At 70.2% G+C, this 11,203-nt stretch carries 13 protein-coding genes; 6 read left to right on the forward strand and 7 right to left on the reverse strand.

The features are described from left to right. Window positions 1-20: 20 nt before the first annotated feature. Together VG899_04555 and VG899_04560 are read right to left on the reverse strand one after the other, a co-directional pair. The gene (locus VG899_04555; GenBank protein HWA65622.1) at window positions 21-461 is read right to left on the reverse strand and encodes a protease inhibitor I42 family protein; all 441 of its coding nucleotides are present in this window, start codon (window positions 459-461) and stop codon (window positions 21-23) included. 9 nt (window positions 462-470) lie between these two features. Continuing rightward, window positions 471-1,070, reverse strand: coding sequence for a hypothetical protein (locus VG899_04560; protein HWA65623.1), 600 nt, complete (start codon window positions 1,068-1,070; stop codon window positions 471-473). 169 nt (window positions 1,071-1,239) lie between these two features. Here VG899_04560 and VG899_04565 point away from each other — a divergent pair, with 169 nt between their 5' ends. Continuing rightward, entirely contained in the window at window positions 1,240-3,420 is a 2,181-nt protein-coding gene (locus tag VG899_04565) for a glycosyl hydrolase (GenBank protein HWA65624.1), read from the forward strand. An 18-nt stretch (window positions 3,421-3,438) separates the two neighbouring features. Here VG899_04565 and VG899_04570 read toward each other — a convergent pair whose 3' ends face one another. Continuing rightward, entirely contained in the window at window positions 3,439-4,155 is a 717-nt protein-coding gene (locus VG899_04570; protein ID HWA65625.1) for a maleylpyruvate isomerase family mycothiol-dependent enzyme, read from the reverse strand. A gap of 98 nt (window positions 4,156-4,253) precedes the next feature. Here VG899_04570 and VG899_04575 point away from each other — a divergent pair, with 98 nt between their 5' ends. Next, window positions 4,254-5,729 carry an MFS transporter gene (locus tag VG899_04575; protein ID HWA65626.1) on the forward strand — a complete coding sequence of 492 codons (1,476 nt, stop codon included), beginning with the start codon at window positions 4,254-4,256 and terminating at the stop codon, window positions 5,727-5,729. Here the strand turns inward: VG899_04575 and VG899_04580 are convergent. Next, the gene (locus VG899_04580; protein ID HWA65627.1) at window positions 5,726-6,196 is read right to left on the reverse strand and encodes a nuclear transport factor 2 family protein; all 471 of its coding nucleotides are present in this window, start codon (window positions 6,194-6,196) and stop codon (window positions 5,726-5,728) included. The genes VG899_04575 and VG899_04580 overlap by 4 nt on opposite strands. Before the next feature lie 18 nt (window positions 6,197-6,214). Beyond that, window positions 6,215-7,669: an MFS transporter gene (locus VG899_04585; GenBank protein HWA65628.1), complete on the reverse strand. Its 1,455-nt coding sequence runs from the start codon at window positions 7,667-7,669 to the stop codon at window positions 6,215-6,217. Window positions 7,670-7,797: 128 nt separating this feature from the next. Here VG899_04585 and VG899_04590 point away from each other — a divergent pair, with 128 nt between their 5' ends. Continuing rightward, entirely contained in the window at window positions 7,798-8,520 is a 723-nt protein-coding gene (locus VG899_04590) for a TetR/AcrR family transcriptional regulator (protein ID HWA65629.1), read from the forward strand. Between the two features lies 1 nt (window position 8,521). On the opposite strand, the gene VG899_04595 is transcribed toward VG899_04590, so the two are convergent. Beyond that, the gene (locus VG899_04595) at window positions 8,522-9,196 is read right to left on the reverse strand and encodes a hypothetical protein (protein HWA65630.1); all 675 of its coding nucleotides are present in this window, start codon (window positions 9,194-9,196) and stop codon (window positions 8,522-8,524) included. Window positions 9,197-9,266: 70 nt separating this feature from the next. Here VG899_04595 and VG899_04600 point away from each other — a divergent pair, with 70 nt between their 5' ends. Beyond that, window positions 9,267-9,425, forward strand: coding sequence for a hypothetical protein (locus VG899_04600; GenBank protein HWA65631.1), 159 nt, complete (start codon window positions 9,267-9,269; stop codon window positions 9,423-9,425). A gap of 8 nt (window positions 9,426-9,433) precedes the next feature. Continuing rightward, on the forward strand, window positions 9,434-9,661 hold the full coding sequence (locus VG899_04605) for a DUF1272 domain-containing protein (GenBank protein ID HWA65632.1): 228 nt from the start codon (window positions 9,434-9,436) through the stop codon (window positions 9,659-9,661). Here the strand turns inward: VG899_04605 and VG899_04610 are convergent. Further along, window positions 9,658-10,200 carry a GNAT family N-acetyltransferase gene (locus VG899_04610; protein HWA65633.1) on the reverse strand — a complete coding sequence of 181 codons (543 nt, stop codon included), beginning with the start codon at window positions 10,198-10,200 and terminating at the stop codon, window positions 9,658-9,660. The two genes, VG899_04605 and VG899_04610, sit on opposite strands and share 4 nt — an antisense overlap. 125 nt (window positions 10,201-10,325) lie before the next feature. On the opposite strand from VG899_04610, the gene VG899_04615 reads away from it, so the two are divergent. Next, the gene (locus VG899_04615; protein HWA65634.1) at window positions 10,326-11,087 is read left to right on the forward strand and encodes a hypothetical protein; all 762 of its coding nucleotides are present in this window, start codon (window positions 10,326-10,328) and stop codon (window positions 11,085-11,087) included. The last annotated feature ends 116 nt before the right edge of the window (window positions 11,088-11,203 follow it).

Genomic DNA, 11,203 nt, shown 5'->3' on the forward strand with positions numbered 1-11,203 from the left:
TGAAGCCGGTGGCCGGATGACTAGTTGTCGACGACGAGCTTGCTGACCCTCACGGTCAGGCGGAAGCGCGGGCTGGTCTTGCCGCCCTTCTCGGCGCGACGCTCCACGACGCGGATGGCGGCCCGGCCGGGCTTGCGCGCTTCGAACGTCCACGTCTCGAACTGCTCGCCGCCGACGGCCGGCGGCTTGGCGGTGGAGGTGAGGCTGACGTGCGTCATGTGCAGCACCGGCGTGTTGGCGGAGGTCAGCTTCAGCGAGTCGCCGCAGTCGCCGCACACCTCGAGGCGGACCTTGAACGGCTTGCCGACGAACGCGGTGACCGTGTGCCCGGAGTCCTTCTGGCGGTAGACGACCGGCGCCTTGGCGACCGGCCTTGCGTGGGCCGCCGTGGCGACGCCCAGCACCGGCGCGGCGGTGGCGAGGACGGTGGCGGCGGTGAGGGCGAGGGCGCGTGGCTTCATCCGACGACGCTAGCTGCCGGACTCGTTGGTGGTCGTCGACGCGTGGCTGAGCCGCTCGCGCTCGGCCGCGTTGAGGTCGATGGTGTCAGCTGGATGCGTCGCCGGCTGTTCGCGGTACGCCGGTGCCTCTTCGATGCGGCGGTAGGCGTTGAGCTGCTCCCGGCCCGATGACACGTCGCGAAGCCCGACCACCATCGCGCTGCCGATCGCGATGCCGGCGAGGCAGACGCAGACCAGGCCGAGGCCGGTGAACATGCCGATCTGCTCCCACACCGCACGAGTCGTGTCGCCGCTGGGAACCCCGATGAAGCCGGCGTTCCACCACGGGCTCACCACGGTGCCGAGGGCGAACCACGCCCCGCTTGCCGCGGCGAGCCAGCCACCGAAGAGGGCGACAGCGCGATGCGCGGTGACCGTCAGCAGCAGACCGCCGAGTGCGACCCCGGCGCCGGGCAGCACCTCCAGCCAGCCGCGCGCGGCCGTCCAGGTCCAGGTGTTGTCTGGTGTGTAGCCGTAGCCGAAGGAATGCCCGAAGAAGGGAACGAGCGCACCCCAGGCTCCGAGCAGGACCAGCAACGGTCCGGCGATCGCCCCGCGTCGCCGTGACATGTGCAACCGGCTGGGCTGTGCGTGACTGCCGCGTGACATGACCAGATCCCTTCTCTGGAGCTCTTGTCGTCATGGCCAGATGTGCCCCGCCGACGGGGCATTACGCAACCTGTCGCCAACTCGCGGTCCAGGCACTAACCTCACGGCAGCGGGGGAACGGGGGGTTTCTGTGAGCATTCGTGCTGTTCAGCGACGCCGCATCGCGCGACTCGGCGGGGTTCTCGTCGCGGTTGCGGCAGCGGTGGTCCCGGCGGTGGCGCCGAGCGCCGCCGCCCATCCGGCCGAGGCCAGGCCCGGACCTGCCGATGCTGCGACCTTCTCGGTGATCGGTCAGCCGAGTCTTGGCGGCGCCACCCTCGCCAGTCGCTGTCCCAACGCCGACGCGCAGTTCAGCAGCCATGACTTCGGCGGGTTCACCACCGACGGCCCGACCGGGATCGCGATCGGGTCGACCGGGCGGCTCTACGTCGTCGACGACGGCGGCCGACGAGTCCTCAGCTGGCCTGACGCGGACGCCATGACGGCCTGCCAGCCGGCCGACGAGGTCATCGGTGGGACCCCGGGCGTAATGGTCGGTCCGGAGGCGATCACGGTCGACGGCGCGGGCAAGGTGTACGTCGCGGACACGCTCAACCACACGGTCGACATCTTCGTGCCGGGAGCGGGCGGCAGCTACCCGTCGCGCCCGACGTACGTGCTGGGCACACCGGGCGTCTCGGGCAAGGGGATGAACGAGTTCAACTACCCCCGCGGCCTGGCGGTCGACGAGACCGGACGGCTCTACGTCGCGGACGACGACAACAACCGCGTGCTGATGTTCGACCCGCCGTTCGCCACCGGAATGAAGGCGGACGACAGCATCGGCGCCGGAGCCGATGGCGGCTTCGCCGGCCCGAAGGCGCTCGCCGTGTCCGGGGACTCGTTGTTCGTCGCCGACTACTACGACAACCGCGTGCTGCGCTTCACCGGCCCTTTCGACGACCCGGCCACGACGTATGCCTCGACCGCCACCTACACCGGCGTGACGCATCCGGTCGACCTGACAGTCGGCCCCGACGGGTCGCTCTACGTGACCCAGCAGGGTGACGGCGCTGCGGCGGCACCGAGCCTCGCGGTCTACGCCAACGCCGTCACAAGCGGGAGCCAGACCCAACCGGCAGCGACCTCGAACTTCGACGGCGCCATCACGGGCGACTCTCCGCTCGGCGTCGCCGTCGACGCGAGCTCGCGGATCTTCCTGTCCGACTACGAGGGCTACCGGGTGCTCGTGCACTACCTGCCGGCGCCGGCGCATGCGGTGGACCCCCTGGCGAGCGCCGCGACCAATGGCCTGCTGCAGACCTTGCAGTCGCGGGCCGGCTTGTCGAAGGGCCGCGTGCTGCTCGGTCAGGAGATGCCGACGTTCGAGTCGGGGAAAGCCGAGTGGTACCGCGTGTTCACCCGGCTGCGCCGACGCAAGCTGCCGGAGCCGGTCGTGATGGGCGCCGAGCTCGACTCGATCCGTGACGGCAAGAACGACACGGCGATCAGCACGATGATCACGCACGCCCACGCCGGTGGGGTGCTGGAGCTCGACTGGCATCCGAACGACCCGGTCGACAACTCCTTCCCCGGTGCGCCGATCACGCCCGCTCAGATGACGCAGCTGACCCAGCCCGGGACGACGCTGTACAACACGTGGCACGCCAACCTTGACGGTGCGGCGGCGACGCTGGCGAAGTTCCAGGCCGCGGGTGTTCCCGTGCTGTTCCGGCCGCTGGTCGAGATGAACGGTGTGAAGTTCTTCTGGTGGTCCGACGACGGGAGCACCGGTGCGCCGCACGCGGCGCGGATTCAGGCTTTCGCTGCGCTGTGGCAGGACATGGTCCACTACCTGACGGTCACGAAGGGGCTGCACAACCTGCTGTTCCTGTACTCGCCGAACGCGGTGGGGTGCGACTGCGCTGTGCCGGCCATGACCTACTACCCGGGGTCGGCGTACGTCGACGCGGTGGGCATCGACGTCTACGACAACGACCTCGCGATCGGTCGCACCCCCGACGACGATCGTGGTCTGACCACCTACCAGGACATGGTCGCCGCGGGGAAGCCGTTCGGGTTCTCGGAGTTCGGGCAGGGGCCGAACGCCGCAGGCAACGGCACCGGCTCGCTGGGCCGGTCGTGGGACGCGAGAACGTTGGTCGAGCGCGTCCGGGACAGCTACCCCGCGGTCGCGTTCGCCACTGCCTGGTACTCCACGTACAACAGCCGGGGCAGGGCGACGTACGTCTACGAGCTGTCTGATCTCACCGACGTGGCCCGGTTGCTACGGGACCCGCTGATCAAGACGCTGCCGACCGGTACGCCGTAGCGACCCCGCAGGCGACGGTCAGCCCCAGCGCACCTTCACCTGCTGCCACCGGTCGGCAACGCCGTGGTCACCGGTGACGGACACCTCCGCCGGCCGGTTCCACAGCCAGAGGTAGACCTGGTCGGCGCGCCCGCTCACGGTTGCGTCGGCGACCGCCGGCGCAGCCGCCTCGACCGCGCTTGCCCCGTCGGGGCCGAGGGTGATGAGCCAACCGGCGCTGCCGTCCGGTGCGAGCCGGACCGTCCCCGGCACGAACTCGCGCCTCCGCTTCGCGAACCCGAACAGCATCTCCTCGATCCCGTCGAGCGAAGTCGCGTCGTCGATCGTCACCGGGATCGCTGCTGCCGCTTCGGCGTCCGCGCGGTGGATCGTCGTCTCGTGGAGCTGGCGGCGAGCCCAGAACTCCAACGGCGAGGGAGCCGGAAGGAACGCGAAGCAGCTCAGGTCGGCGGGCGCGGCCGCCAGCGTGCTGACCAAGGCTCGATGCCCGTCGGCGTACCAGCCGAGCAGCTCGCCATCGTGGGGTGGTTGCGGCGCGGCTGCGTCCGGATGATCCAAGCCATTGGCGACGATGTGCTCAGCCCACCGGTGGACGGTTCCGACATGCCCGACGAGGTCGCGAACGCGCCAGTCCGGGCAGCCCGGGACCGGGTCGTCGAGGCCGCATCGTGCGGCCGCGTCGCCGAGTCGCTCCGCCTCGGCCGCGAGGCGCTCCAAACGGGTGGTGAACTCCACGCGGCAAGTATCTCCGCCGTGGGAGAAACCCGTCGAAACTGTCACATGAGCGTGCCAGAGTCCGTCTGATCCGTGAACCCTCGAACGAAGGACCACCGATGACTGCGCCTGCCGCGACGAGCTCCGACCCGCGCCGTTGGAAGGCCCTCGCGCTGCTGGGCGCGATCCAGTTCATGCTCGTCCTCGACGTCACGGTCGTGAACGTCGCGCTGCCGCACATCCAGCGCGATCTCGGCTTCAGTCGCCCGGGGCTCGCCTGGGTCGTCAACGGCTACGTGCTGATGGCCGGGGGCCTGCTGCTGCTCGGCGGCCGGCTCGCCGACATCGTCGGTCGGCGTCGGCTGTTCCTGCTCGGGGTGGGCCTGTTCGCGGTGGCCAGCGCCACCTGCGGAGCTGCCCAGGATCCGGGCATGCTGGTCGCGTCGCGGTTCGTGCAGGGCGCCGGCGAGGCGTTCGCCGCCCCCGCTTCGCTCGGACTGATCGCGGTCCTGTTCCCCGATCCCGCCGAGCGGGTCAAGGCGCTCGGCATCTGGGGTGGCATCGCCGGCTTGGGCGGCACGTCGGGCACCGTCATCTCCGGCGTGCTCGTCAACTACGCGTCGTGGCGCTGGATCTTCTTCGTCAACGTGCCGGTCGCCCTCGTGGCGCTGGTGTTCACGCCGCGGCTCGTGGACGAGAGCCGGATGGTGCGCGAAGGCGGTCAGCCGGACTACGTCGGTGCCGCGACGATGACCGGTGGCCTGATCGCGGTGGTGGACGGCCTGCTGCAGGCCGCGAGCCACGCGTGGGGATCCTGGCAGGTGCTGCTGCCCCTGCTCGGTGGGCTCGCGTTGCTCGCGGCGACCGGCTTCATCGAGGGCCACTCCGCGGCGCCGCTCGTCCCGCTCGAGTTCTTCCGCAACCGGACCCGGGTCGCGACGAACCTCGTCACGCTGTTCTTCTCCTCCGCGTTCTTCTCGTACTTCTTCCTGCTCACGCTGTTCGAGCAGCAGGTGCTGCACTACTCGCCGGTGCGCGGCGGGCTGTCCTATCTGCCGTTCGGCCTCACGATCGGTGCCGGCATCGGGATCGGGACGGCGATGATGCCGAAGCTGGGCGTGAAGCGACTGCTGGCGGCCGGCTTCGTGCTGTGTGCTGCCGGGATGCTGCTGACCTCCGGGATCGACATCCACAGCGGCTACTGGTCGGGCATCGTGCCGGGAATGGTGCTGCTCGGGCTCGGGTCCGGGCTGAGCTTCCCGGCGATGGGCAACGCCGCATTGCATGAGGTCACCGGTCAGGACTCCTCGCTCGCCTCCGGCGTACAGAACGCGATGCAACAGGTCGGCGGCGCGATCGGGCTGTCGGTCCTCGTGACGCTCGCCCTTCGCCACGCCGCCTCGCTGCGCCGCGGCGGCGTCGCCGCGCCGCTCGCGTCGACCCACGGGTTCGTGCTGGCGTATCACGTTGCGGTCGGCCTGCTGGTCGCCGGTGCGCTGTTCGTCGTCGCGTTCTTCGAGAGCAACATCCTGTCGGCGCCGCGCAACCCGGAGGCCGAGGTCGCGGACTCCGAGGCGGTACCGGCGGTCGCTTAGCGGCCGATCGGACCGAGCCCGGCAGGCAGCCCGAAGATCTCGGCTTGCGGCGCGGTGCGGGCGAGGGACCGGTAGCGGCGGTCGGCGAACCACCACCGCCCGTCGAGCTTGCGGTAGCGGTCGTGGTAGACCCCGTACGCCGTCGACCAGCCGTCGTCGCCATCGACCGAACCGGCGTCGCGGTGATGCCGGATCTCACACATGAACATCCGGCTACGGCCGGTGTCGCCGTCGGCTTCCACCACCGCGTTCAACACGACGAACTGGAAGTGGTCGAACCGGTCGGTGGCGGTGCGGACGAAGTTCGCGAACTCGGCCGGTCCGATGAACGTGCGTTTCGGGCTCGTGACGGTGTCGACCTCGATCGTGGCGTCCGGCAGCAGCAGCCGTTCGAGCTCGTCCCACGCCCGGCGTGACACCACGTCGGCGTAGCCGAACTGGAGCTCGCGGATCGCGGCGGTGTCCACGACGCGATCATGCCCGAGTCAGCTGTTGGCCGGCTGGAGCGAGGCCGGCTCCGCGGTGGCGCTGGCCGTCTCGGCGCCGGGTTCACGGGCGTACCGCGGGAGCAGGGTCGACAGCCCGACCATCGCCGCGAGTGAGCCGATCTCGACCCACAACGTCCGCTCGAAGGCGTCGTGGAAGCCGACGTGCCCGAGCGCGGCGAAGAAGATAGTGCCGAGCACGGCGACCCCGATCGCGCCGGCGAGCTGCTGCCCGGCGTTCAGCAGACCGGACGCCGACCCGGTCTCCTCGTCGGTGACCGACGCGAGCACCACGTCGAACAGCGGGGCGACCACGAGTCCCATGCCAATGCCGGCGAGGGCGAGACCTGGAATCACGTCCACCGACGAGACGTTCCCGGCGCCGTGAACCTGCTGGATCACCAGCAACCAGCCGGCGATCGTGACCAGACCGCCACCCTGAATCACCAGCCGCCCGAACTTCGGTCCGAGGATCGCGCCGGACAGCCCCGCGCCGACCGCCATCCCGGCTGACATCGGCACGAACGACAGCCCGGCGTGAATCGGGGAGAAGCCTTCGCCGAGCTGGAAGAACACGCTCGCGGTCAACAACAGTCCGCCCATGCCGGAGAAGAAGACGAGCAGGACGAGCAGGCCTGCGCTGTAGCCGCGGTGCGTGAAGATCGACGGCAGGACCAGCGGGTCCGCGTCGGCGCGGCTGCGGGCGCGCTGCTGCAGTCCGAACGCCGCGTAGAGCACGACGCTCGCGGCCATCAAGAGGTAGGTCCAGGCGGGCCAGCCCAGTTCGCGGCCCTGGATGAGCGGGTAGACCAGGCAGAGGGATGCCGCGCACGACAGCAGCGCGCCGAGCAGGTCCAGCCGCTCGTCGCGCACCGGCTTCGTCTTCGGCAGCAGCCGCCACGCCCCGATCACGGCCGCAACGCCGATCGGCGCGTTGACGAAGAACACCAGCCGCCAGCCCGAGCCGCCGAGGTTCCAGTCGACGAGCGCGCCGCCGACGATGGGCCCGAACACCGCGGCGGACCCGATGACCGGTCCGAAGATGGCGAATGCCTGGGTCGACTCGTCCCCGAACACCTCGCGGATCACCCCGAAGCCCTGCGGCAGCATGGTCGCGCCGAGCGCGCCCTGGAGCAGCCGGAAGGTGATGAGCAGTCCGGTGTTGGGCGCCACCCCGCACAGGATCGAAGACGCGGTGAACCCGGCGGCGCCGAGGATGAACATCTGCCGTCGCCCGTACACGTCGCCGAGCCGGCCGCCGGTCATCAGCCCCACGGAGATCGCCAGCGCGTAGCCGCCGACGATCCACTGCAGCCCGGTCGACGAGGTGTGCAGACTCCGGTGAATGGCAGGCGCTGCGACGTTGACGATCGTCGAGTCGAGCAGGTCCATGCACTCGGCGGCCAGGATCACGAACAAGATCAGCCACCTGCGCTCGTATGCGGTCTTCGTCACTGCAGCCCCTTCGGTCACGAACATGGTTCGAAGATCACGAACACTGTTCCACGAACAATGTTCGTTGTCAACGTACGATGTTCGTGGCCAGCCGCCGGGCTGGCGCAGATCCGACGTGGAGGTGGACGGTGGGCGACCCGCTGCCGCTCCCGCCGAGGCGTCCCGGGGCGAAGCGGAGCCGGCAGCTCCCGGAGCGGCCGCTGTCCCGCGAGGCGATCGTCGCCGCGGCGCTTCGGGTGATCGACGACGAGGGCGTCGACGCGGTCACGATGCGGCGGATCGGGCAGGAGCTGGGTACCGGCGGCGCTTCGCTCTACGCCCACATCGCCGGGAAGGACGAGCTGCTCGACCTGGTCTTCGACGAGGTCGCCGGCGAGATCCCGGTGATCGAGGCCGATCCGAAACGATGGCAGGAGCAGCTCAAGGAGCACCTGCGGGCGTGGTACGCCGTCCTGCTCTCGCATCGCGACCTCGCGCGGGTCGGGCTCGGGCGAGTGCCGACCGGTCCGAACTCGGTGGTCGGCATGGAGTGCATGCTCTCGATCATGCGTGCCGGCAAGCTCGACGACGCGGTGATCGGCTACGGCGCGGATCTGCTTGCGGCCTACGTCACCAGCTCGGCGTATGAGGGCAGCATCTGGCGGTCCGGGGTTGCCGCGACGCCCGAGGAGGGTGAGGCCTATCACCGAGAGCTCGAGGCCTACCTGCGCAGCTTGCCCGCCGACCGCTTCCCCACCATCGTCAGTCTCGTCCCGGCGCTGATGGGCGACGTCGGAGACGACGCAGACGCCCGCTTCGAGTTCGGCCTCGACGTGCTCGTGCGTGGCCTCGTCGCGCGTTCCAAGAAGTAGCTCAGCGCGTCGGAGCGTCACCCATGCGACCGGTCTTCGGCGCCTCGTCCGGGATGTCGACCGGGATCTCGGGTGCCAGCCGGAACCCGGCCGAGAGCTCGAGGTCGTCGCCGCTCCAGAACTTGCCCGGGTCGAACCAGCTCGCGTCGCGGGCGCGCGGCAGCAGTCCCATCTCCTGGTAGGTGATCGCGACGACCTCCGCGCAGTACGCGGTCTCCCGTCGATCCTGTCCCGGCGTCCCTCGTCTGGGCAGCCGACCGCCGAGCCAGCCCGCGGCGAGCGCCCGCGTGGTGGGGAAGGGCGTCCCGTCGAGTCGCGCGACCGCGCGCAGCAGCGCGTCCTCGGCCTGTCGCGTCACCTCGCCGTCGAGCTGGCGCAGCCACCCCTGCTGGCCGTACTTGTTCGCCCACACCAACGCCGAGTCACGCAAGTCGTGAAGCTGGACGCCCCGCTGGTACTTCCCGGTCCACATGTCGACCAGCGAGCGGCCGAGCTCGGCGTGCCACATGAGCGGCGGCAGGTCGTCGAGCACCACCGCCATGCCGACGTGGTTGACCGGAGCGTTCGTCAGCGTGCGGATCGCGCGGTCGGCTGCGCTGTGCCCCCGGAAAAGCCAGAGGTCGCCGGTGCGCGTGATCTCGACTGCGGAGTCGAGGGAGAGCGGCTCGCTGGTCATGCCGCAGTCTTGCGCGTCTACGGTGAGCAGGCAGCAGTCGGTGCCGGTTGGGGTGAAGGGTGGGGGAGACATGAACTTGAAGTGGTGGAAGGTCGTGGGACTGGCGGGAGTGGTCGGGGTCGCCGCGACCGGTGTCGTGATCGCGCGACGTGAGCGCCAGCGCAGATCCTTCACGCCCGAACAGGTGCGTGACCGGCTTCAGGCGCGCTACGCCGAGATCGGGAAGTAGCCTGCGCCGTGCTGGAGCTGCGACCGAACTGCGAGCGATGCGATCGTGACCTGCCCAACGGCGACCCGGACGCCCGGATCTGCACCTTCGAGTGCACGTGGTGCCGGGACTGTGTCGAGAACCACCTCGACAACGTGTGTCCCAACTGCGGCGGCAACCTGGTGCTCCGCCCGACCCGGCCGGAGGCGCTGCTCGCGACGTATCCGGCATCGACGGTGAGGGTTCGGCAGACCTAGAGCGGTTTCGCCAGCCTCTCGAAGAACAGGTCGTCGCGCCGAGGCAGGCCGAAGCGTTCGTCGCCGTACGGAAACGGCTCGGTCGCGCCGGTACGCCGATACCCGCGTCGCTCGTACCACGCGATCAGGTCTTCCCGCTGCGCGATCACGGTCATCTCCATGCGCGTCGCCTGCCATTCGCGCCGCACCACAGACTCGGCCTCGGTGAGCAACTCGCCGCCGACACCGCCACCCTGCAGAGTCGGCACCACCGCGAACATGCCGAAGTACGCCGTCGCCTGCGGCAACCGGCGCAGCTCGCAACAGCCGACGAGCGCCTCGGCCTCGAGCGCCTCGGCCTCGAATGCGAGGAGCACTCGCCGGTCGCTCGCCGCGATCGTCGCCGCGACCGTGTCGGCGTCGGTGCGTTGGCCGTCGAGCAGGTCGGCCTCGGTGGTCCAGCCGGCCCGGCTCGCCTCGCCGCGGTACGCCGACTCGACGAGGGCGACGATCGCCTCGACGTCGGCCGCGGTCGCCGTCCGGTAGCCGCGCGTCACCACGGCTGAAAACTAGCCGGAGCGGCCAGGCCGGGAACTCCTCGCCCCGTAACGAATCCGGACGTTCCGTCGCTGTCGGGAGTGACACGCCCTCCGCCCCAGAGGAGGGCCCACGAAGGGGATCGACGATGACCGGATCTCGGATGCGCCGAGTCGGAGCGGCGGCAGCTCTCGCGTTGACCGCGTCCGGCGGCCTCACTGTCGTCACGGCGGCCGGCCCAGCGGCTGCCGTGACTCCGGCGCCGGTTGCCTCGAACGGCTATGACCTCTCCATTGCGCTCGCGGCGAAGTCGATCCAGCCGGGCGACTCCGACGTCGTCAGCGGCGTCCTGTCCGAGGCGGGCGTCGTCCAGGCCGGTGACACGGTGATCCTGCGGGCGCGCCCGGCAGGTCGCTGGTCCGGGCATCGGGTGGCCTCGGCCGTCACAGCCAGCGACGGGAGCGTCCACTTCACCGTGCAGCCGAGCACCAGCACGCACTATCGCCTCGTGTTCCGGGTCCCGGATGCGACACCGGCACCGGTCGCCAGCCAGAGTGCCGCACCGTCGACCACCGTCGTTGCGCGCAGCGCGATCGCGACCGTTCACGTCGTGCGACCGAGCTCGTTGTCGATCCGAGCCAAGCAGCGCCGACGCGGCGACCGTGAGGTCGTCATGGGCCAGCTGCGTGGCGGCGGCAGGGCGCTCGCCCGACGCAAGGTGATGCTTCAGGGCCAGCCGGTCGGCGGCTCCGGGTGGACCACCCTGGCGGTCCGGCGCACGCGTCGCAACGGCGTCGTCGAGTTCCTCGCGCCGAAGGCGGCCGGTACGCAGGAGTACCAGCTCGGCTTTGCAGGCGGACCCAACTTCGCCGGCTCGACGAGCGGCGTCGTGACGGTCGACGGCTCCTGACCGGCTTCGGTCCCGTTCGGCCGGCGTGCCACATGAGCTTGCAGGGAAGGTCTCGTACATCGCAACGAGACCTTCAGCCGGCGCTCGTCGGCCTGACCCCCCAGCGGGGCAGGCCG

The sequence above is a fragment of the Mycobacteriales bacterium genome, assembly GCA_035550055.1.
GTDB lineage: Bacteria > Actinomycetota > Actinomycetes > JAFAQI01 > JAFAQI01 > DASZTV01.

What these genes read in the sequence shown, in the direction of transcription:
- VG899_04600 (HWA65631.1), top strand. Translation starts at nt 9,267, where the DNA reads ATGAACTTGAAGTGGTGGAAGGTCGTGGGACTGGCGGGAGTGGTCGGG.
- VG899_04615 (HWA65634.1), top strand. Translation starts at nt 10,326, where the DNA reads ATGACCGGATCTCGGATGCGCCGAGTCGGAGCGGCGGCAGCTCTCGCG.
- VG899_04575 (HWA65626.1), top strand. Translation starts at nt 4,254, where the DNA reads ATGACTGCGCCTGCCGCGACGAGCTCCGACCCGCGCCGTTGGAAGGCC.
- VG899_04595 (HWA65630.1), bottom strand. Translation starts at nt 9,196, where the DNA reads ATGACCAGCGAGCCGCTCTCCCTCGACTCCGCAGTCGAGATCACGCGC.
- VG899_04560 (HWA65623.1), bottom strand. Translation starts at nt 1,070, where the DNA reads ATGTCACGGCGACGCGGGGCGATCGCCGGACCGTTGCTGGTCCTGCTC.
- VG899_04555 (HWA65622.1), bottom strand. Translation starts at nt 461, where the DNA reads ATGAAGCCACGCGCCCTCGCCCTCACCGCCGCCACCGTCCTCGCCACC.